Annotated in this window: 17 protein-coding genes; 11 read left to right on the plus strand and 6 right to left on the minus strand. The window is 65.3% G+C overall.

Annotated features, from left to right (window positions below; translation table 11 throughout):
• The first annotated feature begins 14 nt into the window (after positions 1–14).
• The 5 genes from lipL (at position 15) to G6N38_RS24535 (ending at position 12,823) form a co-directional block, all read left to right on the plus strand.
• On the plus strand, positions 15–1,310 hold the full coding sequence (lipL, locus tag G6N38_RS24515) for an esterase/beta-lactamase LipL (protein ID WP_163750561.1): 1,296 nt from the start codon (positions 15–17) through the stop codon (positions 1,308–1,310).
• Positions 1,311–2,363: 1,053 nt separating this feature from the next.
• On the plus strand, positions 2,364–8,606 hold the full coding sequence (gene pks2, locus G6N38_RS24520) for a sulfolipid-1 biosynthesis phthioceranic/hydroxyphthioceranic acid synthase (protein WP_246228096.1): 6,243 nt from the start codon (positions 2,364–2,366) through the stop codon (positions 8,604–8,606).
• A 28-nt stretch (positions 8,607–8,634) separates the two neighbouring features.
• Entirely contained in the window at positions 8,635–10,089 is a 1,455-nt protein-coding gene (locus G6N38_RS24525) for a condensation domain-containing protein (protein ID WP_163750563.1), read from the plus strand.
• 5 nt (positions 10,090–10,094) lie between these two features.
• Positions 10,095–11,459, plus strand: a complete 1,365-nt coding sequence (locus tag G6N38_RS24530; RefSeq protein ID WP_246227409.1) for a hypothetical protein — start codon at positions 10,095–10,097, stop codon at positions 11,457–11,459.
• Positions 11,460–11,470: 11 nt separating this feature from the next.
• Complete coding sequence (locus G6N38_RS24535; RefSeq protein WP_163750565.1) at positions 11,471–12,823, plus strand: hypothetical protein; 1,353 nt, start codon at positions 11,471–11,473, stop codon at positions 12,821–12,823.
• 7 nt (positions 12,824–12,830) lie between these two features.
• Here the strand turns inward: G6N38_RS24535 and G6N38_RS24540 are convergent, their stop codons facing one another.
• Genes G6N38_RS24540 through G6N38_RS24555 form a run of 4 tightly spaced genes read right to left on the minus strand, consistent with a single transcriptional unit; the run spans position 12,831 to position 16,053 of the window.
• Positions 12,831–13,556, minus strand: a complete 726-nt coding sequence (locus tag G6N38_RS24540) for a GAP family protein (protein ID WP_179968445.1) — start codon at positions 13,554–13,556, stop codon at positions 12,831–12,833.
• A gap of 45 nt (positions 13,557–13,601) precedes the next feature.
• Entirely contained in the window at positions 13,602–14,882 is a 1,281-nt protein-coding gene (locus G6N38_RS24545) for a glycosyltransferase (protein ID WP_163750566.1), read from the minus strand.
• Between the two features lie 39 nt (positions 14,883–14,921).
• Positions 14,922–15,656 carry a hypothetical protein gene (locus G6N38_RS24550; protein ID WP_163750567.1) on the minus strand — a complete coding sequence of 245 codons (735 nt, stop codon included), beginning with the start codon at positions 15,654–15,656 and terminating at the stop codon, positions 14,922–14,924.
• A 40-nt stretch (positions 15,657–15,696) separates the two neighbouring features.
• The gene (locus G6N38_RS24555) at positions 15,697–16,053 is read right to left on the minus strand and encodes an XRE family transcriptional regulator (protein WP_163750568.1); all 357 of its coding nucleotides are present in this window, start codon (positions 16,051–16,053) and stop codon (positions 15,697–15,699) included.
• Positions 16,054–16,190: 137 nt separating this feature from the next.
• On the opposite strand from G6N38_RS24555, the gene G6N38_RS24560 reads away from it, so the two are divergent.
• Together G6N38_RS24560 and ileS are read left to right on the plus strand one after the other, a co-directional pair.
• A complete protein-coding gene (locus G6N38_RS24560) occupies positions 16,191–16,775 on the plus strand; it encodes a hypothetical protein (RefSeq protein WP_163750570.1) in 585 nt (194 codons plus the stop codon).
• 219 nt (positions 16,776–16,994) lie between these two features.
• The gene (gene ileS, locus G6N38_RS24565) at positions 16,995–20,243 is read left to right on the plus strand and encodes an isoleucine--tRNA ligase (protein ID WP_163750573.1); all 3,249 of its coding nucleotides are present in this window, start codon (positions 16,995–16,997) and stop codon (positions 20,241–20,243) included.
• Positions 20,244–20,534: 291 nt separating this feature from the next.
• Here the strand turns inward: ileS and G6N38_RS24570 are convergent, their stop codons facing one another.
• A complete protein-coding gene (locus G6N38_RS24570) occupies positions 20,535–21,425 on the minus strand; it encodes a helix-turn-helix transcriptional regulator (protein WP_163750575.1) in 891 nt (296 codons plus the stop codon).
• A gap of 113 nt (positions 21,426–21,538) precedes the next feature.
• Here G6N38_RS24570 and G6N38_RS24575 point away from each other — a divergent pair, with 113 nt between their 5' ends.
• The 4 genes from G6N38_RS24575 to G6N38_RS24590 all read left to right on the plus strand — a co-directional run bounded on the left by G6N38_RS24575 (position 21,539) and on the right by G6N38_RS24590 (position 25,505).
• Positions 21,539–23,116 (plus strand): MFS transporter, encoded by a 1,578-nt coding sequence (locus G6N38_RS24575; protein ID WP_197748103.1) that lies wholly within the window; start codon positions 21,539–21,541, stop codon positions 23,114–23,116.
• Complete coding sequence (locus G6N38_RS24580) at positions 23,113–24,114, plus strand: IS481 family transposase (protein ID WP_163750577.1); 1,002 nt, start codon at positions 23,113–23,115, stop codon at positions 24,112–24,114. The genes G6N38_RS24575 and G6N38_RS24580 overlap by 4 nt, the downstream gene beginning before the upstream one ends.
• A gap of 108 nt (positions 24,115–24,222) precedes the next feature.
• Positions 24,223–24,585, plus strand: a complete 363-nt coding sequence (locus tag G6N38_RS24585; RefSeq protein ID WP_163750579.1) for an ArsR/SmtB family transcription factor — start codon at positions 24,223–24,225, stop codon at positions 24,583–24,585.
• Complete coding sequence (locus G6N38_RS24590) at positions 24,585–25,505, plus strand: cation diffusion facilitator family transporter (protein WP_163750581.1); 921 nt, start codon at positions 24,585–24,587, stop codon at positions 25,503–25,505. The genes G6N38_RS24585 and G6N38_RS24590 overlap by 1 nt, the downstream gene beginning before the upstream one ends.
• Here G6N38_RS24590 and G6N38_RS24595 read toward each other — a convergent pair.
• Entirely contained in the window at positions 25,502–26,185 is a 684-nt protein-coding gene (locus G6N38_RS24595; protein ID WP_163750583.1) for a hypothetical protein, read from the minus strand. The two genes, G6N38_RS24590 and G6N38_RS24595, sit on opposite strands and share 4 nt — an antisense overlap.
• Positions 26,186–26,260: the final 75 nt, after the last annotated feature.

The following is a 26,260-nucleotide window of genomic DNA, read 5'->3' on the forward strand; positions in this document are numbered from 1 at the left end:
AAATCGCTGCAGATGTGCTTAGACCGATTAAATTCCCATCTGTGACTCAGGCGATTCGCAGCAGCGGCACACTGCCCCATGGGGTGCAGGGTGCCGCCGACCCGAACTTCGCCTCCGCGGTGCGAAGCTTCGCGGCGATGTTTCCGCATCCGCGCTTCGGCGGCGGTGCGCTGGCGGTCTATCTCGACGGCCAGCCCGTGGTCGACGTGTGGACCGGCTGGTCGGATCGACGGGGACGGCAGCACTGGTCCGCGGACACCGGGGCCATGGTGTTCTCGGCGACCAAAGGTGTGGCCTCGACGGTCATCCACCGGCTCGCCGACCGCGGCCTGATCGACTACGACGCTCCGATGGCCGAGTACTGGCCGGCGTTCGGCGCCAACGGCAAGGCGGACATCACCGTTCGCGACGTGATGCAGCACCGCGCGGGTCTGGCGCATCTACGCGGCGTGCGCACGCGTGACCTGCTCGACCACCTGGTCATGGAGGACCGCATCGCGGCAGCGGCGGTAGGCCGGAACTTCGGCAAGCCCGCCTATCACGCGCTCACCTACGGCTGGCTGCTGTCCGGCTTGGCCCGGGCGGTCACCGGCACGGGGATGCGGGATCTGATCCGTACCGAGGTGGCCGCACCGCTCAATACCGACGGGATTCACCTGGGGAGGCCGCCGGTCGGTGCGCCGACCCGGGCCGCGAGCATTATCGGACCCCAGCTCAGCATCCCCAACCCGGTCTTCAACGCCGTCGCACCCCGGCTCGCGGCCTTCGAACGGTCGGCGATCTTCGGCTCCATGTACTTCCCCGGCATGCGGTCGACCGTCCAGGGCGCGATGCCGTTACTCGACAGCGAGCTGCCGTCGGCCAACGGGGTGGCCACCGCGCGCAGCCTGGCCCGCATGTACGGCGCGATCGCCAACGGCGGCGAGATCGACGGCCGGCGCTATCTGTCGTCCGAATTGGTCGCGGGCCTCACCGGCCGGCGCAATCTGACTCCGGACCGCAACCTGATCATGCCGCTCGGCTTCCACCTGGGTTATCACTCGCTGCCGATCCCGGGTGTGTTGCCCGGCTTCGGGCACGTGGGGCTGGGCGGATCGCTGGGCTGGGCGGTTCCGGAATCGGGATTGTCGTTCAGTTTTGTCCATAACCGATTGCTGACCCCGTTCATCGTGGCCGATCAGGCCGGATTCGTTGCCACCGCGGCGTTGATCCGGCGGGGCGCGGCGGCTGCGCGTAAGAACGGTTTTGCGCCCGTCGCCGAGTTCGGTGCCCCCTTTGGGCCGCTCGCGTCCGGGGTTGTTGCAGGGTAATCCGACCCTAAGTCGCCCGTGCCGGGTTCCTTGCTGGTCTGCCTCACGTTTGGCATGTCGCCTGGTCGCGGGGTTCCGGGCCGTTGCCGCCTACCTCGCCGAATACCCTTGATAAGACCTCCAGCAAACTTTCACAGGGAGTTCACAAGGCGCAGCTAAAGGGGTGACAAATGTCACCGACAGTCGGCCGAACCTTCCCGAAATCCTTCTCAGATGGAAAGTTCGCCAAATACCGACGAATAGCCGGTCATTTATCCTGTTGCGTTTGCTGACTCACGGCGAGAAATATCAGGGAACCGGTAATCGATATCTCTGCACCCTTAGAAATGTGGTACGGATCACGTTTAGTTAGATGCGGATAATGAAATCTCAGCCTACTCTCAGGTTAGTAGCCATCTCCTGTGGAAGCTGATCATCACTGCAGGCTATACCGTTGTAAGCACCTGAGGCGCGATTGCGGAAACTCTCAGGATGGTTCAGCTGCTCAGGCCCTCCCGCGCGGTGATGGTGTCACTATTCGACACTATTCAATTGTCGAAGTAGCCCAATTCGGGGCGCTGAACCGGGCCACTCGGATGACGTCATAACCGTTATTTGCTATATCCGCGTTGATGCCAATTTGTGTCAAAAATGCGAGAGTAAACACTCTGCAACTTCCTCCTTGCCGCCGCGGACACGCCGTCGGAAGCGATCTGGACGATCGCCGAGGTGATCTTGCCTCGACAAACATGCAGGTAGAGGCGATTATTGCGCTTCTCCTCGGGAACGTAACGACGATCCAGCAGGTTGCTGCCGTGCGAGCCGCAGCAATCGGATAAGCGCCTGACCGGGCACGACGTTAGGGCCATGGGTCACATTGCTCAATCCCTAATCAAAAACATGAAACATTTCTCGCGGTCTTAACGAAAAACGGCTAAGCTACCGAGCACATTGGCAACTTTGACTGGGTAGCTACCACTGCATAGTCGGAACTGGTTGCCTTGCCCAGTGTCAAGAAGTGAGGTGTGAGCGGACGTGCGTCAGACATCTGTCACCCCCATCGCCGTTGTCGGCATGGCTTGCAGATTGCCCGGTGGTATCGACTCACCCCACAAGCTCTGGGAGGCGTTGCTCGAGGGCGCTGACCTGGTCACTGAGATTCCCGCCGACCGCTGGGACGCTGACGACCTCTACGACCCCGAGCCCGGGGTACCCGGCCGCTCGGTGTCGAAGTGGGGCGCCTTCATCGATGACGTCACCGGCTTCGACCCCGACTTCTTCGGTATCAACGAGCGCGAGGCCACCGCGATGGACCCGCAGCACCGAGTGCTGCTGGAGACCTGCTGGGAAGCCACCGAGCAGGCCGGTTTCACCCCGTCGTCCCTGTCTGGCACATCGACCGGTGTCTTCATCGGCATGTCTCACGACGACTACGCGATGGTTACCAGTGACGCCGGCGCCTTCGATCAGGCCTACGCATTCACCGGCGCCCCGTTCAGCATGGCTTCGGGCCGCATTTCGCACGCGCTAGGTCTGCACGGACCCGCAGTGACCATGGACACCGCCTGCTCCTCGAGCCTGGTCGCGGTGCACCAGGCCTGCCGCAGTCTGCGTGACGGCGAAAGCGATATGGCGCTGGCCGGTGGCGTGATGCTGATGTTGGACAAGCGTCTCTACGCCTCCTCCTCAGGCCAGGGCATGCTCTCGCCGACCGGACGTTGCCATTCCTTCGACGTCGCCGCCGACGGCTTCGTCCGCGCCGAGGGCTGCGGCATTGTCGTCCTCAAGCGGCTCGACGACGCGCAGCGCGACGGCGACCGCGTCCTGGCCGTCATCAAGAGCACCGCCTCCAACCAGGACGGTCGCACTGAGAACATCCTGACCCCGTCCAGGGACGCCCAGGTTTCGGTGTTCCGGGCCGCGCTAGCCGCCGCCGACGTCGACCCCGCCACCGTCGGCATGGTCGAGGGGCACGGCACCGGCACGCCGGTGGGCGACACGATCGAGTTCAACAGCATCTCTAGCGTCTATGGCACCGCGGGGCCCTGCGCCCTCACGTCGGTCAAGAGCAACTTCGGTCACGCCGAATCTGCGGCGGGTGTTCTTGGGCTGATGAAGGCCGTGCTTGCGGTGCACCACGGGGTGATACCCCAGAACCTGCACTTCAACCGCCTGCCCGAGAAGCTGACCAAGGTCAAAACCGGGATGTTCGTCCCGACCGAAAACACCCCGTGGCCGAAGGAAGACGGCCCGCGCCGTGCGGGCGTCTCCTCCTATGGCATGTCCGGCACCAACGTCCACGTGGTTCTCGAGCAGGCCCCTGACTCCCCGGTGGTCGTCGACGTCGATCAGGCCCAACGCGAGGGCAAGGACCTGCTGCTCTTCCCGGTGTGCTCAACCTCGGTCGAGGAACTCCGCAACACTGCGGCGAAACTCGCGGACTGGGTCGAGCGCGCGGGCGACGAGTTGTCGCTGCCGGATCTGGGCTACACGTTGAGCCGCCGCCGCGGGCATCGCCCGGTGCGTACCTCCGTCATCGCCGAGGACCGCGGCTCGTTGGTCGAGCAGCTACGCCAGGTTGCCGACGGTGACGAGCCCTATCAGCCCGCTGTCGGGCACGACGATCGCGGACCGGTCTGGATCTTCTCCGGGCAGGGCTCGCAGTGGGCGTCGATGGGTACCGGTCTGCTGGCCACCGAGCCGGTCTTCGCCGCGAAGATCGCCGACATCGAGCCGCTGATCGCCGCCGAATCCAACTTCTCGGTCACCGAGGCGATGACGGCCCCTGAGACCGTCGAGGGCATCCATCGAGTCCAGCCCACCATCTTCGCTGTCCAGGTCGCGATGGCGGCCACGATGCAGGCCTACGGGGTACAGCCGGGTGCGGTCATCGGCCACTCGCTGGGTGAGGTCGCCGCGGCCGTCGTGTCCGGCGCACTGTCGCTGGAAGACGGCGTCAAGGTCATCTGCCGCCGTTCGCTGCTGTGTCTGCGGCTGGCCGGTGGGGGCGCGATGGCGTCGGTCGAGATGCCCGCCCAGCAGGTGCGTGAGGAACTCGAGCAGCAAGGTATCGAGGACGTCGTCGTCGCTGTCGTCGCGTCGCCCAAGTCGACGGTCATCGGTGGCGCCACCGACACCGTCCGAAAGATCGTGGCCGCCTGGGAGGCCCGCGAGATCATGGCCCGCGAGGTCAATGTTGATGTCGCGTCGCACTCGCCGCAGGTCGATCCGATTCTCGACGAGCTTGCCGACATGCTTTCCGACATCACGCCGATGGCCCCCGAGGTGCCCTACTACTCGGCGACGTCGTTCGATCCCCGTGAGCAGCCTTACTGCGATGCCGACTACTGGGTGGACAACCTGCGCCACACGGTTCGGTTCTCGGCAGCCGTGCAGACGGCGCTGGAGGACGGCTTCCGGGTCTTCGGCGAGCTGGCCCCGCATCCGCTGCTGATCCGTGCGATCGATCAGACCGCAGGCACGCTGGACATCAGCGTCGCGGCGCTGGCCGGTATGCGCCGTGGCCAGGAGGTCCCGAACGGTCTGGGCGATTTCCTCGGCGATCTCTATTCGGCCGGCGCGCGGGTGGATTTCTCAGTTCTCTACCCGGTTGGCCAGCTGGTCGACGCACCGCTGCCGACCTGGACGCACCGCAGCTTGGTCCTGATCTCCGACGGTGTCGACCATCAGGCCCGCGGCGCGCACCTGGTTGCCGCCCACCCGCTGCTGGGCTCACACGTCCGGCTGCTGGAGGAGCCCGAGCGGCACGCCTGGGCCGCCGAGGTCGGGACCGGGGCGCATCCGTGGCTGGTCGACCACCAGATCAATAATGTCGCGGCGCTGCCCGGTGCGGCGTACTGCGAAATGGCGCTGGCCGCTTCGCGCACCGTGTTCGGTGACGACGCCGAGGTCCGCGATGTCACGTTCGAGGCGATGCTGCTGCTGAAGGACGAGACCCCGGTCAGCGCCGTGGCCTCGGCGGACGGCTCCGGTGTCCTCAACTTTGTCGTGGAGACCGACCAGGACGGTGAACGGGAGCGCCGCGCCAGTGCCACGCTGCACGCCGGCGAGCCCGGCGGGCAGCCCAACACCTACGACATGGACGTGCTGCGCGACGCCCATCCCAACCGCGCTGACGGCGAGGGTGTACGGCAGTGGTTCGACGGCCGCGGTGTTCAGTTCGGCCCCGCGTTCACCGCGCTGATCGCCGTGAACGCAGCCGACGAGACAGCCGACACCGTGCTCGCCGAGATCGGCCTGCCCAGCTCGATCCGCAATCAGCAGACCTCCTACGGCGTCCACCCGGCGCTGCTGGACGCCTGCTTCCAGTCGGTTGCCGCCCATCCAGGCGTGCAGGCGTCCGGCACCGGTGGGCTGCTGCTGCCGCTGGGCGTGGACCGCCTGCGGGTGCATGGCGCGACCCGCAATGCGCGGTACTGCCTGACCCGGGTGACCTCGCTCGACGGTTCGTCGGTCGAGGCTGATATCGATCTGCTCGACGACTACGGCACGGTGCTCTTCACCGTCCAGGGTCTGCGGATGGGCACCGGCATGTCCGATGACCACGAAGGTGACCGGGTGCTCAACGAGCGCCTGCTCGGCATCGAGTGGCGCCGGAACCAGGTCGCCGAGATCACCCACACCACCTCCGCGACATGGTTGGTGGTCAGTACCTCCGATGTCGCTGACCTGCTGGCTTCGGCGCTCACCGATGCGCTGAAGCTCAACGACGCTGACGTGACCACGATGTCCTGGCCGCAGCAGGCCGACCACGTGGGCAATGCCGAGCGGCTCCGGTCGTACTTCACCGAAGGCGGCTTTGCGAACGTCGTCGTGGTGAGCGGCGCCGGCAACGGCTGCCCGGAAGAGCAGCTGCCGCATCGCGGGGGAGAGCACGTACGCCACTTGGTGCGCATCGCGCGTGAGCTGGCCGACACCGCCGGCGAGCCGCCGCGGCTCTACGTCATCACCCGCAACGCCCAGACCGTGCTGGCCGACGACCGGCCGAACCTCGAGCAGGCTGGCCTCCGCGGTCTGCTGCGCGTGGTCGGCGCCGAGTACCCGCAGCTGCGCCCCAGCCAGATCGACGTCGACGACGATGTCGACTCCAAGCTGCTGGCCCGTGTTTTGCTCACCGGCTCGGAGGAAGACGAGACCGCGTTCCGCAATGGCGAGTGGTACACCGCGCACCTGCACCCGAGCCCGCTGCGGCCCGACGAGCGCTACACCACCGTCGTGGACCATTCCCGCGACGGCATGCGCCTGGAGATCCGTACCCCGGGCGATATGCAGACCCTGGAGCTGGCGGCCTTCGACCGCATCACCCCGGGACCGGGTCAGATCGAGGTCGCGGTCACCGCGTCCAGCCTCAACTTCGCCGACGTCCTGCTTGCGTTCGGCCGGTACCCAAGCTTCGAGGGTCTGCACCCGCAGCTGGGCATCGACTTCGCCGGTGTGGTCACCGCGGTCGGTCCGCAGGTCACCTCGCACCGAGTGGGCGACCATGTGGGCGGCATGTCGCCCAACGGCTGCTGGGGAACGTTCGTCACCTGCGACGCCGACGTGGCCGTGACGCTGCCTGCAGGGTTGCGTGACGATCAGGCCGCAGCGGTGTCCACCGCGTCGGCGACGGCCTGGTACGGCCTGCACGACCTGGCCCGGATCAAGTCCGGCGACAAGGTGTTGATTCACTCCGCCACCGGTGGTGTGGGCCAGGCCGCGATCGCGATCGCTCGTGCCGCCGGGGCGGAGATCTTCGCCACCGCCGGTACTGAGGAGCGCCGGGACATCCTGCGCGACATGGGCATCACCCATGTCTACGACTCGCGCAGCGCCGCCTTCGCCGAGCAGATCCGTCGGGACACCGACGGTTATGGCGTGGATATCGTGCTGAACTCGCTGACCGGTGCCGCCCAGCGGGCAGGTGTCGAACTGCTGGCCTTCGGCGGTCGGTTCGTCGAGATCGGCAAGAAGGACATCTACGGCGACACCAGGCTCGGGCTCTTCCCGTTCCGGCGCAACCTGTCCTTCTACGGTGTCGACCTGGCGCTGATGGCCACCACACACCCCGAGCAGATCCGCGACCTGTTGAGTACCGTGTACCGGCTGACCGCCGAGGGCGTTCTGCCGCAACCGGAAACGACGCACTACCCGCTGGCCGACGCGGCCACCGCCATCCGCGTGATGGGCGCGGCCGAGCACACCGGCAAGCTGCTGCTCTCGGTGCCGAAGGTGGGCCACAGCAGTGTGGTCGTGCCGCCGGAACAGGCCAAGGTCTTCCGCCGCGATGGTTCGTACATCATCACCGGTGGCCTTGGCGGGCTGGGCTTGTTCCTCGCCTCGAAGATGGCCGGGGCCGGCTGCGGCCGGATCGTGCTGAACTCGCGATCGGAGCCCAAGGCAGACGCGCTGGCGGAGATCGCTCGGATGCGGGCTGCGGGAACCGAGGTCGAGGTCGTCAGCGGCGATATCGCACTGTCGGAGACGGTTGACCGCCTGGTGGCGGTGGCGACCGCGACCGGCCTGGCCGTGCGCGGTGTCCTGCATGCCGCCGCGGTCGTCGAGGACGCCGTCCTGACCAATATCAGCGACGAGCTGATCGACCGGGACTGGGCACCGAAGGTCTACGGCGCCTGGCACCTGCACCGGGCCACCACGGCACAGCCGCTGGACTGGTTCTGCTCGTTCTCCTCAGCGGCCGCCCTGATGGGCTCGCCGGGACAGGGCGCCTACGCCGCGGCCAACAGCTGGTTGGACGGGTTCACCCACTGGCGCCGTTCGCAGGGGCTGCCCGCCATCGCGATCGCATGGGCGGCATGGGACGAGATCGGTGCGGGCAAGCACCTGGCCGCCACCGGCGATACCGCGATGATCAGCCCGGACGAGGGCGCACATGCCTTCGAGGCGCTGCTGCGCCACGATCGCGCCTATACCGGCTACGCGCCGATCATCGGGACGCCGTGGCTGACGGATCTGGCGGCACGCAGCCCGTTCGCCGAGGCATTCCAAGCCAGTGGCGACCGGCCGGCCGATACCAGCACCTTCCGAGCGGAACTACACGATCTGCCGCGTGACGAGTGGCCGACCCGGGTTCGCCGGCTGGTATCCGAGCAGCTCAGCCTGATCCTGCGCCGTTCCATCGACCCGGACCGACCGATTTCGGAGTACGGTTTGGACTCGTTGGGGAACCTCGAGCTGCGAACCCGTATTGAAACTGAAACGGGAATACGCGTCCGATCGATGGATATAACGACTGTCCGGTCGCTGGCCGAAAGCCTGTGCGAAACGCTTGCCGGCGTCATCACGTCAGCACGCTGATAAATAGGGTCGATAGGGGAATCTGACAGTGGTTGCACTTACCGCAATCCATGACTGGGTTGACGCGCCGGGCACGGTCGTGTCGTGGAGCCCGTCGCCGGCATGCCTGAAGAAGGTCCAGGATGCGCCGGTCAGCGATGTACCTGCGAGCTACCAGCAGAGCCAGCACATCCGCAGCTACCGCAATCACACGGCCAATGGGCTGGAGATGGCGCGGCTGCTGATCCCGGCGTGGAACATGCCGGGCAAGTGCGACGTCCGCGCGATGACCTTCGTCATCAATGCCTACCTGCGCCGGCACGACACGTACCACAGCTGGTTCGAGTTCTCCGCCGGCGCCAATGGGGTGGATCAGGTCGTTCGCCACACGGTCGAGAACCCGAACGACATCCAGTTCGTGGCCACCAAGCACGGCGAGATGAACTCCGCGCAGTGGAAAAAGCACGTGCTCGACACCCCGAGCCCGCTGGAGTGGGACTGCTTCCGGTTCGGCGTCATCCAGCGCGCCGCCCATTTCACGTTCTACGTCTCAGTCGATCACCTGCACGCCGATGCGATGCTGATGATGGCGCTGTTTGTGGAAATGCACATGAATTACGAGGCGCTGGCCGGGGGTGGCGCACCGTTGCGGCTGCCGGACGCGGGCAGCTACCACGACTACTGCGTGCGTCAGCACGGCTACACCGAGCAGCTGACCATGGATTCACCGGACGTTCGCGGCTGGCTGGACTTCCTGGAGAACAACGGCGGAACCATGCCGACGTTCCCGCTGCCGCTGGGTGATCCGTCGGTGCACTGCAGCGGTGATCTGCTGACGGTCCAACTGATGGACGATCACGAATCGGACCGCTTCGAGTCGGCGTGCACCGCGGCCGGTGTCCGCTTCATCGGTGGCGTGTTCGCCGCCGCGGCGATCGCGCACCGGCAGTTGACCGGCGACGACGATTACTACGTCATCACCCCGACGACCACGCGCAGCACGCCGGCGGAGTTCATGACCACCGGATGGTTCACCGGTGTCGTTCCGCTGTCGGTGCCGGTCGCTGCCCGCAACTTCGCCGAGGTCGCCCGCGCTGCCCAGGAGTCGTTCGACTCGGGCATGCCGCTGGCAAACGTACCGATCGAACGGGTATACGAGCTGGCGGAGTCGGAGTCCACCCCGCGCATCCGGCCGGCCGGACCGGGTGTGCCGATGCTGTCCTACCTGGACGTGGGCCTGCCGCCGCTGAACCCGGTCATCATGTCCCAGTGGTATGCGCAGAACGGGCACATCTACACCGATCTGGGCGCGGCCAATCAGGTCGGCATGTGGGTGAACCGGCGTACCGAGGGCACGATCATCACCGTCGCCTACCCCGACAATCCGATCGCGCGCGAGTCGGTTGCCGAGTTCGTCGAACTGATGAAGTGCATTTATCTTCGGGTGGCTGACGGCCGCTCCGAACTCGTGTCGTCGTCTCGCTTGCCGGTCGCAACGGCCTGATGCCGGTGGGCGACAACCGCCGGCCCACACCCGACAACGTGGTGCCCTACGCCGACCAGGCGTTGTTGTTGGCGCTGCGCGGTGCCGGGCAAGAGGCCGTTATGCAGGTCCTGTGGATCTATGAACATCCCATCAACCTCGACGGCGTGCGACGCTTCCATCAGAACTGTGGCCAGGGACTGATCGGCCGCCTGATCGAGCGTTCTTCGCTGCCCTTCGGCCGGCATCGATGGGTCGCGGCCCCAGGCCCGCAGGCCCCGCTGGACATCGGCGAATATCCGCGGCCGCGCGAAGAGCTGTACGACTGGGCGCACGAGCAGGTGGAGCTGCCACTCGACCCCGAGCACGGCCCGGCGTGGCGAATGGGTGTCCAGTCGTTCACCGACGGCACCAGTGTCGTTGGCTTGGTCCTATCGCATACCGTCATCGACGGCGCAGGCGCCGTCGGAGTGGTTTACGACGCGGTCGTGGGCAACCGTAGGGACCTCGGCTATCCGCCGCGCCGGTCCCGTACCCGGATGCGCGCCATCGGCGAAGATCTGCGCCAGTTGGGCAGGGATCTCCCAGAGATTGGCCGAACACTGGTAAAAGCGGTCAAGGTCGCAACCCGCCGCAAAGACGAGCTGGTGCGCCCGAGTGCACCGGCACCCCGGGCGACCGGCGGTGCAGGCGATGTCGTCAAGACGGCGTTCACCACGGCGATCATCGACATCCCGCAGTGGGATGGCCGGGCGGAAAGCCTTGGCGGAAACCACTTTTCGTTGGTCGCAGGGTTCGCCGGCAAGCTCGCGGAGAATATCGGCCGAACCCGCGCGACCGACGGTGCGGTGACGCTGATGATGCCGGTCAGCGAACGAGAAGACCCGGCCGACACCGGCGGAAATGTCGTGTCGATCGCGAATGTCACCTTCGATCCGGGCCCGGTTGCCAACGATCTCTCCGACGCTCGCGCGGCCATCAAACAGGGTTTGGCGACCGCGCGGCAGACGCCGGACGAGATGGTGGAGTTGCTGCCGCTGATCCCGTTTCTGCCGAAGCGGGCGATGGGGCGCATCGCGGATATGGCTTTCAACTTCACCACCGATGTGCCGGTGTCCTGCTCGAATTTGGGCGACGTCCCCGATGTTGTGCTCAGCGTCGACGGGACGGTGGCAGAGCGGTTCTACTTCCGCGGCATCGACCGTAATCTGACCCGCGATGTCCTCGACAAGCGACAGGGCCTGATGACCGTGGCATCGATGCGGCTCGGCGGCAAGGTCATCCTGCCGGTCATGAGTTACTTGCCCGGCGCAGACAACTCGCGCGCACGGCTTCGCGAGGTGATTGCCCAGACTCTGGCAGAGTTCGAGCTGTCTGGCGTCATCGAGTGAGGGTTTGAGCAGTGACTACTGAATCGCAGGAACACCGGCTGGAGTTCCTCGACCAGACGGCGTTCGAGATGATGCGCGCCACCGGGCGCGGCCAGCTGATGCAATGCGTTTGGGTCTACGAGCACCCCGTCGACATCGAAGGACTTCGGCGGTTTCACCGCAACATCGCGCAATCGCACGGCGGACGACACATCGAGCGTTCACCACTGCCGTTCGGCCGGCCGCGGTGGGTCAAGCCCGGTCACGCTCCGTCGGAGATCCAGATCAACGAAACGGCCCGCCCGCGCGCCGAACTCATGGACTGGGCCGATGAGCTCGGCAATCTGCCGATCGACCCCGAGCACGGCCCGACCTGGTACCTGGTCGTCCAACCACTCACCGATGGTTCCACCGCCATCAGCATGGTGGCCTCGCACGTGATCGGCGATGGCACCGGCGCCGGGCTGGCGATCTTCGAAGCAGTCACCGATACCGTCCGCGACGCGGGCTATGATCGGCCGGGCGCGCGGACCCGCGGGCAGGCGTTGGCTGCCGACACGCGCCAGATCGTGCGTGACTTGCCGGTGACGCGCAAGGCGCTGGTCAAAGGCGCGAAGCTGGTGTGGGGGAAGCGCAAGGAACTCGCCCAATCCAGGAAGGCGCGTGCCGGCCGACAGCCGATCGAGGAGGTCGTCACCGTACCGTCGGTGGCGGTCGTCGTCGATATGGCAGAGTGGGATGCGCGCGCGGAAAGCCTTGGCGGAAACAGCTATTCACTCCTGGTGGGGTTCACCGCGAGGGTGGCGCAGCGGCTGGGTCGGCGCCGGCGCTCCGACGGCGCCGTGACGCTGGTGATCGCGATCAACCTCCGGGAGAGCCTGGAAGATGATCGTGCCTTGGCGATGGCCTTCGCTAATGCCACCGTCGACCCGGAGAAGGTGACAGTCGACCTGTCGGAGGCTCGCACCGTCGTCCGGGAGGCACGGCAGATAGCCAAGGAACAGACCGACCCCGCCATGGAACTGCTACCGCTGATGCCGTGGTTACCCAAGGCCGCGGTCAAAGGGGTGGCCGAGTTGTTGTTCTCCTACTCTGAAGATCTGCCAGTGTCCTGCTCGAACCTCGGCGACTTGCCACCTCAGATTGCTCAGGTCGACGGCACGACTGCGGAGCTGGTCATTCTGCGGGCCTTGGACCAGAACGTCACGCTGCAGGAGATGCAGCGTTCACACGGCCAGCTCGTCGTGGTGTCCGCGCGCATCAACGGAAAGGTCACGATCTCGATAGAGGCCTACGAGATCGGCGCGGAGAACAGCAAGCAGCGTCTTCGCGATCTGGCCGAGGCGACTCTGACCGAATTCGGACTCACCGCCGTCATCGAGTGATCGGGGGTCACAGGCCGTGCAGGCCCACCGCGATCAGCATGACCCCCACGACCGCGACGAATGCACCGGCGTGCTTGCGAGTGCGGGTGCGGATCCACTCGTTGAAGCGCTGCACCCAGATCCGAGTCTTGCCTGGCACAACCATGAAACTCAGCAGGGGGACCACCGCTGCCCAGCTCGCCAGTAGCAGGAAGGTGACCAGGGCCGACGCCTGCTCGATCGGAGCAGTCTTGGACGCGATGATCAGCGCGAGCAGGGCCATGTAGTCGACGCTCGGCATCGCCAGAGCCGCCCCGATGGAACCCGAGAACCAGGATGATTCGCCCTTCGCAAAGGCACGGATCCGGGCGGATAGCCGCTTGAACCGGCTCGGCCGCGGGGGATCCTGCACGACGAGGGGACTGTCACCGGCACCGGCCGGCACGTCGACCATCTCCTTGCGGGCGAATTGTCGCAACGGAATATTCGACGTCAACAGCGCGCCGAGCAGGACCGTGACGACGCCGATACCGATCTGGATGAGCGCCGGGTTGAAGTTCGCCTTGCTGAGGAAGGAGTGGTGGAACACGAACAGCACCGTGAAGCCGATGCTGAGGCTGATCGCCAGGCCGGTGCAGAGGAAGACGAGCAAATGCCGCGCGGGACGTGGCCGGGTCAGCAGGAGGGCGATCAATCCGATGCGTGTGGGCTCGATACTCACCGCGAGGCCGAGCAGCACCACGGTAGTCCACACGAAGCGGGATTCTACCTTGCCGGGCTGCTGCGGGCAGCGTTGACATCAGCCGTGGCGGCGGTTGCGGGCGGCCTCCTCGAGAAGGTCGGCTGCTGCCGCCACGCTGCCCGACGCCGGGCTCATCCGGGCAGCGAGCAAACGGGACCGATCGACTGTTTGCGGAGCCAGCACGGCTCGGAGATCGGTCAGCAGCGAATACCGTGTAGAAGCTGAGAAACGGCGGGATGTGCCGACACCGAGCCGCTCCACCTGTTTGCCCCAAAGTGGTTGCTCGGCGGCCACCCACAGCACGAGGGTGGGAACTCCGGCGCGGATCCCGGCCGCGGTGGTGCCCGCTCCGCCGTGGTGCACGACGGCCCGGCACGACGGGAATACGGCGGCATGGTTGACCGCGGCCACGACCTTGACATGGGCTGCTGTGGCGGAGTCGTCGAAGTCGGAGAACCCAGCGCAGATCAGGGCGCGTTCGCCCAGCTCGGCGCAGGCGTCGCTGATCAGGCGAACCGTCTCGGCGGGGGAGTCGATCGGCATGCTGCCGAAGCCAAAGTAGATCGGCGGTGTTCCCGAGGCGATCCAGGACGCCACGTCACTGTCGACTTCGGTGGGCAGTTGCAGCGTCATCGACCCGACGAGCGGGCGTCGCTCACCCCATTCGTCGGCCAATGCGGGGAAGAACACCTTGTCGTAAGCCTGGATCTCGAGTGCGCCGGAGGCCACGATGCGGGCCACCGGCCGGGTGGTGGCCGCGGGCAGGCCCAGGGTGCGGCGCTGCTGAGACTCCGCCGGTTTGAGTAGCCGCCAATGCAGCCATTCACCCATCGAATAGGCCGCCTCGACTACGGGCTGCGGCAGCCGCACCGGCAGCACCTGGGTGTTGGCTCGCACCGGGAAGTAATGCACCTCGGCCAATGGGAGGCCCCGGAACTCGGCGACGTTGGCTGCGATCTCCTGATAGGCCGTGCCGGTCACCACTAGATCGGCACCGTCGGTCATCGACAGCAGCGCGTCGTTCATCTCGGCCCAGCCGCGGGTCGCCGCCGCCCTGGCCTTGCGTAAGGCGATCAACGGATTGCCCAACCGCAGCCAATCCGCCGGGCTGGCCGCGGTCAGGGCATCCGGTCGCTCGAAGACGTCGCCCTGCAATTGTTTCTGCGAGTCGGGCCCATAGCCGATGGTGGCCGCCAGGCCGGCGGACTCGACGAAGCTGACAAGGTTAGGGGGGACGGCCATGTACACGTCGTGCCCCCGGCGCTGCAGCTCGAGGCCCACCGCTGCGCAGGGTTCGACGTCACCGCGTGTCCCGTGGATGCTCACCGCGATCTTCATCGATCCCTATTATCGGGACCCGCCCGAGCGGGCGTGCCGTCAGCTCGCTGCCCGGGTGAACCATTTGGTCTTGATCCGCCATGAGTGCGCCGACGCCAGCGCGAATCCGGCACCGCAGAAGCAGGCGAAGAACCAGACCAGTTTGCCGCCCTCCAGCTCCTGCAGTAGGGGTACGTAGGCGGTGATGATGCGAATCGTGCAGGCGATGATTCCGCTGACTGAGGCCGTGATGTACACGTTGGCGATCCGCCGCGACCGCGGATCCCGGCGCAGGATGAGCAGCGCCCGTAAACCGTAGCCGAGCAGGTAGATCAGGGTGCCGCAGAGCAGCGCCCAGTAGGCGGCCAGCCAGAAGTCGGTGGGCACGGTGAAGAAATCGGAGCGATAGATCTTGGCGCCGTTGCCGATCGAGAATGTCGCGAGTAGTAACGGGATGCATAGGGTGGCCGGGCGTTCGACGTATTGCTTGAACGCGGCTTGCATGGCGTTGTCGTCCTGCAGGCGGCCCAGAGCGTTGTAGACGATCGCCGAGGCGGCCACGACGTAGCAGTCGTGGCCGATATAGTCCTCGAGGTTCCACACTCCGGTCAGCGAGTGCAGCCAGTGCCCGACGGTTTCGGAGGCTAACGGCGACATCAGCAGCACGGCGGCGGCCTGCAGGGCGATGTTCAGAGTCGCGGCGATTTCCCACCGGCAGCCCCACGTGACGCGCCTAATCCACAGGCTCCATGCCATACATGCCAGCGTGACGGTGATTAATGCACCGAGACCCATCTCGTCGTCGCCTTACGCCCCCGAATAACTTCAGCAAATACTACAGCGAAGGGGCGTCTAGTCGGGGCTTCAATTCTGAGAGTTTCGCCGGAATATGTGTCGCCGTTACGGTATTAATTGTCGTCACCGTAAATGGTGTGGACTCGACGTATTGCTGGACTTCCTCGCGGCTCATCAGTCCGAACCTGACCTGCAGGTCGGGGTAGCTCAGGCCGAATCGTGTTGCCACCAAGCGCAACTCCTCGGCATTCGGGTAGTCTCGTTCCTTTACTCGCCGGTAATAAGTGCTGCTAGAGGTGCTGAGCGCGTCGTAGATGTCCTTGGCTTCGATGTCGCCGTCGAGGAGGTAGTCGAGCAAGGTCTTCAGCTGACGTCCGTTTTCGTCGGTACGAGGCACGTCTGGAGAATAACCTGGAACTCCCGGTAATGGGTATCGGCAACTTTTTTCAGGAAATTATTGAATTTATTGACATGGCCGTAACGATTGTGGGATTGGTCTCCCATCTATGGGACACGGCCGCTACGGTGGGGGGCATGGTTGCTCCTGTGACCTACCCGTCTAGCAATGTGCGGGTAGTTGACGACGAGATTCTTGGCCGACCACGACCAGGGGATCTGGTCCGTTTGTCGGCACCGCTATCCCACGAACTGACCGCTGAACTCGACGGAGCTGTCGAGTTCGGCGGCTTTGGTGTCGAGGAAATGCTCTTGGCCGCGCTGGGCCGGGCGATCGCCCGGACCATCGGTGTCGGTGTGGTGACGGTCAGCGGTCTGACCACGGCGCAGCCGTTTCGGCTGTGCTGCGCTGAAGAACGAGCCCTGGACGCAAACGCCCTGTTGGCCGATGTCCGCGATGCGCTGACGCCAGCCCGGCAGCTCAGTAATTCCCCGGCCGACGTGGTGTTCTCGTTCCTGGGCCTGCCGCCCGATCCTTCGCTCGGTCCGCTTCAGCTCACCGATGGGCCGGCCCTGGGTGTGCTGGGCTACCGGGCCGACGGGGAACTGCAGATGGACTGGTGGTTCGATGGCCGGCGGCTTGACCGCTGCACCGTCGAGGAGCTGACGGCTCAATTCCGACTCGGTCTCATCGGTCTGACTTCCGAGGCCATCCCGGCCTGAGGTTAGAATCATCCGATCGGCGTCGATCCGGCCATCACCGGGGAGTCTTCGGAAGAACAGCCCTGGTCGGGCCAAGTAGAACCGAACGGGCAGGCCCGTCACAGCCAGTAAAGAGCGACGCACGAATCTGTGCGTAAGCGGGGTGGTACCGCGGCGCTCGCGCACCAGCGCGTCGTCGTCCCCGTGTCCAGGCAGCGGGCACAGGAGACGAACGCGCACGTGACCGAGAATGGCTATCCGAAGCCGGCCGGTGGCTCACCCAATTTTCCCGCCCTCGAACTCGAGGTGCTCGACTACTGGGCGGCCGACGACACCTTCCGGGCCAGCATTGCCCGCCGCAACGACGCAGAAGAGTACGTCTTTTATGACGGCCCGCCGTTCGCCAACGGCCTGCCGCATTACGGTCATCTGCTGACCGGTTACGTCAAGGACATCGTGCCGCGTTATCGCACCATGCGCGGCTACAAGGTGGAGCGCCGCTTCGGCTGGGACACCCACGGGCTGCCGGCCGAACTCGAGGTGCAGCGCCAGCTCAGCATCACCGACAAGGCCGAGATCGAAGCGATGGGCATCGGGAAGTTCAACGATGCATGCCGGGCGTCGGTACTGAAGTACACCGGCGAATGGCGCGACTATGTCACCCGCCAGGCCCGCTGGGTGGACTTCGACAACGACTACAAGACGCTTGACCTATCGTTCATGGAGTCGGTCATCTGGGCGTTCAAACAGTTGTGGGACAAGGGCCTTGCTTACCAAGGCGTTCGGGTGCTGCCGTACTGCTGGAACGATGAGACCCCGCTGTCCAACCACGAGCTGCGGATGGACGACGACGTCTATCAGAGCCGGCAGGACCCCGCGATCACTGTCGGGTTCCGGGTCAACGAGCCCGGATCCGACCTGGACGGTGCCTACCTGCTGATCTGGACCACCACGCCGTGGACGCTGCCGTCGAACCAGGCGGTGGCGGTCAACCCGGAGGTCACCTATGTGGTGGTGCGGGTTGACGACCGCCGACTGGTGCTGGCGCAGCCCCGGCTGGGCGCCTACGCGCGGGAGCTAGGGGAGGACCCCGAGGTGGTGGCCACGGTGTCCGGTGAGCAGTTGCTCGGGCTGCGCTACCTGCCGCCGTTCCCGTACTTCCTCGACGATGACAAGGCGTGCAACGCTTTTCAGGTGCTCCGTGGCGACTTCGTCACCACCGAGGACGGCACCGGCGTGGTGCACATGGCACCGGCCTACGGTGAGGACGACAAGGCCACCACTGACACCGTCGGTATTGTTCCGGTCACCCCGGTGGATTCCAAGGGCCGCTTCGACGTGACCGTGCCGGACTATCAGGGTCAGCACGTGTTCGACGCCAACCCGCAGATCATCCGCGATCTGAAGAACGGCACCGGGTCCGCCGCGGTCAACACTCCGGTGCTGATCCGTCATGAAACCTACGAGCACTCCTACCCGCATTGCTGGCGCTGCCGCAATCCGCTGATCTACCGTGCGGTGTCATCGTGGTTCGTCAAGGTCACCGAATTCCGCGACCGGATGGTCGAACTCAACCAGCAGATCACCTGGTATCCAGAACACGTCAAGGATGGCCAGTTCGGCAAGTGGCTCTCAGGCGCCAGGGACTGGTCGATCTCTCGAAACCGGTACTGGGGCACGCCCATTCCCGTATGGGTGTCTGACGATCCGGCGTATCCGCGGATCGATGTCTATGGCAGCCTCGATGAGCTCGAGCGGGACTTCGGAGTCCGCCCGGACAACCTGCACCGGCCTTATATCGACGAGCTGACCCGGCCGAATCCCGATGATCCGTCCGGTAACTCGACGATGCGCCGCATCGAGGACGTCTTCGACGTGTGGTTCGACTCCGGGTCAATGCCGTACGCCCAGGTGCACTACCCGTTCGAGAACCAGGACTGGTTCCGCGGTGTCGATTCCGCCGACCCTGACAAGCAGATCGTCGGTCATTTCCCCGGTGACTTCATCGTCGAGTACATCGGCCAGACCCGCGGCTGGTTCTACACCCTGCACGTGCTGTCCAGCGCGTTGTTCGACAAACCGGCATTCAAAACCTGTGTGGCACACGGGATCGTGCTTGGCAATGACGGCGCCAAGATGAGTAAGTCGCTACGCAACTATCCTGACGTCAATGAGGTGTTCGACCGCGACGGGTCCGACGCGATGCGGTGGTTCCTGATGGCCTCACCGATCCTGCGCGGCGGAAACCTCGTGGTCACCGAACAGGGCATTCGCGAAGGCGTTCGGCAGGTGCTGCTGCCGTTGTGGAACGCCTACAGCTTCTTGGCCCTGTACGCGCCGAAAGTCGGTACTTGGCGCACCGATTCGCGACATGTGCTGGATCGCTACATCCTGGCCAAGCTCGCCGAGCTGCGTGACGGTCTGACTGACGCGATGGATGTGTGTGATATCTCCGGCGCCTGCGAACAACTGCGTCAGTTCACCGAGGCGCTGACGAACTGGTATGTGCGCCGGTCGCGTTCGCGGTTCTGGGTAGAGGATTCCGACGCTATCGACACCCTGCACACCGTGCTCGAGGTGACCACCCGGCTGGCGGCCCCGCTGCTGCCGATGGCCACCGAGGTCATCTGGCGTGGGTTGACCGGTGAGCGTTCAGTACATCTGACCGACTGGCCGCAGGCCGGAGTTGTCCCCGCCGACCCCGCGCTGGTGACGGCCATGGACCAGGTGCGGGACGTGTGCTCGACAGCGTCCTCGCTGCGCAAGGCGAACAAGCTGCGGGTGCGCCTACCGTTGCCGAAACTGACTGTTGCGGTGGAGGATCCGTCTGCACTCGCACCGTTCACGGACCTGATCGCCGACGAATTGAATGTCAAGGCAGTCGAGCTCACCAACGACATCCCCGCGTACGGCCGCTTCGAGTTGACCGTGAACGCCAGGGCGGCCGGTCCGCGGTTGGGCAAGGCCGTGCAGGACGCGATCAAGGTGGTCAAGGCCGGCAACGGAGTCCTCAACGCCGATGGCACGCTGACTGCCGGTGACGTGGTGCTCACCGCCGAGGAATACAGCTCGCGGCTGGTCGCCGCTGATCCGGAGTGGACGGCCGCGCTGCCGGAAGGCGCCGGGCTGGTGGTGCTGGACGGCGCCGTCACTGTGGAGCTGGAGGCCGAGGGCTGGGCGCGCGACATGATTCGGGAGATCCAGGAAGCCCGCAGGCAAGGTGAGCTTGACATCAGCGACCGAATCGTTTTGACGCTCACTGTTCCTGAGCTGCCGACAGGGTGGAGCAATGGTCTCAAGGACCTCATCGCCGGTGAGGTTTTGGCCGTGGATTTCACGCTCGACGAGGACCCGCGTATCAAGCTCGGGCAAGGGGAGTCGTCCGACCTTGACAAGCAAAGCGGGGCAATCGGTTGGCGCGATGACGTGCTGACCGGGCGGATCGGGCCGGGATATTTGTTCTCGATCAAGCGGGCGGTTACGGGCTAGGCCATGTGGCCGAGTGGCCAGCTATGCACGCATGCAAGGTGGCGAATTCAGGGCTGGTGTTGCAGCATCGGGTGTCTTGGCCGGTTGTGAGAGTCGGGCAGCTAGTTGTTGCGGGTCATGACGTTGCTTACGGGCCTCCGGGGATGCTTCTTTATCGAGGCGCGAACGTTGTGATCGCGGTCAGCGCGGCTGAGTGGGCGGTCTGCACCAGGCTTTCCGAACACGCCGGGTCGGTTCGGGATGAGCTCGGTGCGTGGGCGTGGAAACCGGCCCGCATTCGGGTCCGCGGTATCAGACCGAGCGGGTGTTGGGGTTGTGGGGAGTCTTTGGCGATGCGGCCGTGAGGCTCCCGAGAAAGTTGAGTGCTTCCTCTGAGGTGCTACCCGGAGCGGCGGTGTAAATGACAAGCAAGTGATCGGCGGCGTCGGGGAGTTGAAATGTTTCGTATCGCAGGTCGATATCGCCCAGGTCTGGGTGGTGGAATCGTTTGGGGCCGTGCGTCTTTTGATGTACGTGGTGAGATGCCCAGAGGGTGCGGAAGCTGGGGCTGCTCAGTGAGAGTTCGCCAACGAGTTGGACGAGTTCGGGATCGTGTGGGTGACGTCCGGCTGCCATACGCAGCATCCCCACTGTGGTGCGGGCTGCGTCGTCCCAATCGGGGTGCACAAGTTTGGACTGGGGGTTCAGAAAGATCTGGCGTCCCATATTGCGTTCTTGGACAGCAAGGTTAGGGAAATCGGCGATCAGGGCCGCCGCTAGGTGATTCCACGCCAACACGTCGTTTCGGTCGTTCATGATCATCGCGGGTGTGGTTGGGATTGCTTCGACCATCTGGCGGAGCGGGTCGCGCAGCGTGCGCGGGTGGTCAGCGATCACTCGGGTGGGCCTGCGTCGGACCGGCCTTGCCAAGTCGTAGAGGTGGGCGCGTTCGGCGGATCCGAGAAGCAGCGCTCGACAGAGCGCGTCGAGTACTTCGTCGGAGGGTCGGTCGGCACGTCCCTGTTCCAGTCGTACGTAATAGTCGGTGCTCAAGCCGACCAATTCGGCGACTTCTTCGCGCCGTAGTCCGGGAACTCTGCGTCTGCTGGTCGACGTGCGGCCGACATCGGCGGGAGAAACCAGGGCACGGCGCGCGCGTAGGTAGCCGCCGAGGGTCGTGCTGGTCGCGTGCGTGTCGGACATCGAATTCAGTATGACCGCGACACCGCGGCTGGGGTGTTCTGAAGGTGGTCCTGTCATACCCAGGGAATCACCGTCTCTTCATCCGAGGATCCCCGGCGCTGACGATCGACACCATGTCCTCTTCACGAGCGGGTACTGCCCGCACCGCTGATATCCCGACCCAGGAGCCAGCTCCGATGACCGACCAGGCCGGAAACGGATTTTGGCCAATGATGGTGGCGATCGCGCTAGCCAGCATGCTGCTGCCCTTCTCGATCACCGGGGCGGCGATGGCGTTGCCCACCATGGCGGCGAATCTGGGCGCATCCGTCAGTTCCGGACAGTGGGTGCTCAACGGCTTCAACATCACCTTCGCCGCCCTACCCCTGGCCTTTGGGAGCCTTGCAGATCGGTGGGGAAGGCGACGCATCCTGTTGTCGGGCATCACCATGGTCGGGCTGATGTCCTTGGTGGTGGCGGTGGCCCCGTCAATGGCTGTGGTCGTTGCTGCGCGCGTCATCCAAGGAGCCGGGGCCGCGTCGGTCTTGGCGTCGGGGGCCGCGGTCTTGGCGCACGCCACCACCGGGCGCCGCCGACACCTCGCCTTCGGCATCCTCGGGGCATCGTTTGGCTCAGGTCTGGCCATTGGCCCGCTAGCCGCCGGTGCACTGGTGCAGTCCGCCGGCTGGCGGTCGGTGTTCTTCCTGTTGGCTGCGATCTCCCTACCCGCACTGCTGTGCGGGACGCGGGCACCGGAATCTCGCAATCCCGATCAGCCCGCATTCGACGTGGCCGGGCTGGTGCTTTTCACGGCGGGGCTGACGTGTCTTTCCTTTGCGTTCGTCGCAGCGAGTACCACCGGCTGGACCGCGGCGGGCACGCTGTTCTTACTGGCAGGCGCGGTGGCCTTGATAGCCCTGTTCGCGGTGGTGGAACTTCACATGGCAGAGCGGGCGATGTTCGATGTCCGACTCTTCCGCAAACCCGAGTTCGTTGCCGTGATTTTTCAACCCTTCACTGTCTCTTTGGGGTTCGTGGTCCTGTTGGTCTACCTCACCATTTATCTTCAAGGCGTTGCCGGGCACACCACGGTGGCCAGCGGCCTGCTGCTGCTCCCGATGACTGCGCCGGTACTGGTCCTACCCCTGATCGCCAGCAACCTAGCCGCTCGGACGTCGGTCAGGATGGTCTTGACCGGAGCCTCCGTTCTCATCGTGATCGGTGCCCTGCTGTTGATGACACTGCGTAGCGACGGATCATGGCTGATGCTTGCGTTGCCGCTGTTGCCGTTCGGTGCGGGCGTGGGCCTGGCGTTTGGGGTCATGGACAACGCTGCCGTCAGCACCGTCCCTGTCAGCAACGCCGGGGCGGCGGCAGGGATCTTCAACACCATGCGCGTCACCGGGGAGTCCGTCGCGATCGCCGCCGCCGCGGCGGTCCTGACCACCCTGACTGCCCGAGACCTGAGCAGCCACGGCGTCGCCGCCGACTACGCTTCAGCACTGGCCGGGCAAGCGATCCAAGGACACCTTGACCCCGCCCATTCAGCTGCCTTGACCGAAGGCATCACCAATGCCTTCCACACCATCGGGCTGGCGCTTGCCGCCCTGTCGGCCGTCGGTGCGGTCCTGACATTCTTCGCCCTGGCACCCCACAGAGCCCAATCGCGAGGCAGCGACCACCACACGTCCACGACCGGAGCCACTCGATGACTCACCGCAACGCCCCATTGTCCGTGGAGGGCCGACGCCGTCTCGTCGCTCGCTGTCAGACGCGTCCGATCGCCCACGTGGCCGCCGAGATGGGGATCTCCCGGGCGTGTGCCTCGAAGTGGGTCAACCGGTTCCGTCAGTTCGGCGAGATGGGCTTGGAAGACCGTTCGTCCACTCCGCGATGTCAACCCGCCGCGACTGCTGCGCAGACAATCACCGTGATCGAGACGATGCGCCGCACGCGGAAGTGGTCGGCGACCCGGATCGCCTTCGAACTCAACGCTCAAGGCGTAGCGATCAGCCGCCGCACCGTGTCTCGGCACCTGGTCGCGCTCGGGCTGAACCGGCGACGGTTCATCGACCCCAACGGGGAGCCGAATCGTGCGCCACGTCCCATCACCGCACGCCGACCCGGCCACATGGTTCACGTTGACGTGAAGAAGGTCGGCCGCATCCCCGACGGCGGCGGCTGGAGGGTGCACGGAAAGGGCAGCCCACACGCCAAAGCCGTCGCCCGAACCACCGCCGCGGGCGCCCGAGCCGGCTACGTCTATCTGCACTCCGCCATCGACGGCTATGCGCGGTTGGCCTACACCGAAGCACTACCCGACGAAAAAGCCACCACCGCAATCGGTTTCATGCACCGCGCTCGCGTATGGTTTGCCGCCCACGGCATCGACCGGATCGAACGGATCGTCACCGACAACGGCGCCTGCTACCGAGCCAAGGATTTCGCTCACGTCCTTCACAGGGCACGCCATCAGCGAATCGCGCCCTACACCCCGCGGCACAACGGCAAAGTAGAGCGCTACAACCGCATCCTGGCAGAAGAGTTCCTCTATGCCCGCACTTGGACCTCAGAAGCCCAACGCGCCGAAGCCCTGAAGATCTGGAACATCCACTTCAACTACGACCGACCACACTCCGCCACCGACGGTCAGCCACCGGCATCACGACTCACTCACGGTGTCACCAACGTCATGGCCTCATACAGCTAGTGCTTCGGCCGGCGTTCTCCCGCTGAGCGTCTTGCGGGGCTGGGCGTTCAATTTGGTGGCCCCGTAGTCGAGGTAGTCCGCGCCGCCGCCTTGCACTATTATCTGCGTATGAATGCAGGTAAGCAACTGGCTGACGACCACGCTCATCTGGTCGTGGAGGTCTTCCGGATGCTGGCCGACGCCACCCGGGTGCAGCTGCTCTGGTCGCTGATCGACGGTGAACTCAGCGTCAACGATCTGGCGGAATGTGTGGGCAAGCCACCACCGTCGGTGTCCCAGCATCTGGCCAAGCTGCGGATGGCCCGTCTGGTGCGCACCCGGCGCGAGGGCACCCAGGTGTTTTATCGGCTCGAGAACGATCACGTCCGTCAGCTCGTCACCGATGCGGTCTACAACGCCGAGCACGCGGCCGGCGGCACACCCGCTCACCATCGTGGTGTCCATGAATTGCCGTCACGGGGAAGCGCCTGATGAGTCGCGGGCACGATCACAGCCACGACCACGCCGGCCGCGTCGATGACGCACTGCGCGACAGCACCGCGGGCATCCGCGCCGTCAAGATCAGCCTTGTGGTGTTGGGCATCACCGCGATCGCTCAGATCGTCATCGTCATGATCTCCGGGTCGATCGCCTTGGCCGCGGACACTATCCACAATTTCTCCGACGCGCTCACCGCGGTGCCGCTGTGGATCGCGTTTGCGTTGAGCACCAAGGCCGCTACCCGTCGCTACACCTACGGCTTCGGGCGCGTCGAGGACCTCGCTGGGTTGTTCGTCGTTGCGATGATTGCCCTTTCGGCGATTGTTGCGGGCTACGAGGCCATCGGACGCCTCATCCACCCCCGCCCCATCGAACACCTCGGCTGGGTGGCCCTGGCCGGTCTGCTCGGCTTCATCGGCAACGAATGGGTGGCGCTCTACCGAATTCGCATCGGACGCCGAATCGGCTCGGCCGCCTTGGTTGCCGACGGTCTGCACGCCCGCACCGACGGTTTCACCTCTTTGGCGGTGGTCATCGGCGCCGGCGGCGTTGCGCTGGGGTTCCCATTGGCGGACCCGATCATCGGTCTGGTCATCACCGTGGCCATCCTGGCGGTGCTGCGCACCGCGGTCCGTGATGTCTTCGCCCGCCTGATGGATGGCGTAGATCCCACTTATATCGATACTGCTGAGACCACGCTGGCCGCACGCCCCGGAGTGCGGTCGGTGCGCAGCGTGCGGATGCGTTGGATCGGTCACCGGCTGCACGCCGACGCCGAACTCGACATCGACCCCAACCTCACGCTGGCAGAAGCGCACCACATCGCCCACGGCGCCGAACACGATCTCTCCCACGCCATCCCGAAACTGGACTCCGCCGTCGTGCACGCCTATCCGGCGCACGCGCCCTAACAGACGTACTGCACACCGATTCCCGGCGGCGGCGTCACTTGGCGTGCGCAAGCGTAGGCGTCGGCCCCGTCGGCGGACAGCCGCACTGCTGACTGCTTGGCATAGTTCACGCAGAACAACGCACTCGCATCGGTGCGGCAGCGATAGTCACCGAACGACAGTGAAGTGTCATAGGGCAATTCGCGCCCCTGCCCGTTGGCGAAGCGCCCCGGGTCGCCGTGCGCGGAACCGACCTGAACGCTGCCACCGTCGAAGTCGACCCAGCCGCCCTTCCACTGACCGTAGACATCCGGCGGTCGCGGCGGGGGATTGGTGAACTCCACCAGACAGGCGAGTCCTGGAGCGCCGTGCTTGGCGTCGGTCATGCATGTCGTGCCGGCCGGTGTCGTGAACGCGATGTCGTCGCCGAGATCGGTCGTGACCGAGCCCCGCAACGCGATGTGGTACTGGGCGGCATCGATGGGCGGCCCCGCTTCGATCCACTTGATCGCCTCGTCGATCGGCACTCCGGCGGCGGGTGCGGGCGTCGAGGAGGTGGTCGTTGGCACCGACGTCGTCGCTGACGTGCCGGTACGTGATGGGGTGATCGGGGTCAGTTGGGTCTGCTTTGCCTGGCCGCCTGTGGACCCGGAGCATCCCGCGACCAGCAGCGACGCGGTGAGCAATACGGCAATCCGCATCACGACAGGCTAGCGGCCCCACGCCGCCGGGGTTGTCAGGCACGTCGGGGGAGCCAGATGTTCGCTACCGTCGTG

The sequence above is a fragment of the Mycolicibacterium helvum genome (assembly GCF_010731895.1).
Classification (GTDB): Bacteria; Actinomycetota; Actinomycetes; order Mycobacteriales; family Mycobacteriaceae; genus Mycobacterium; species Mycobacterium helvum.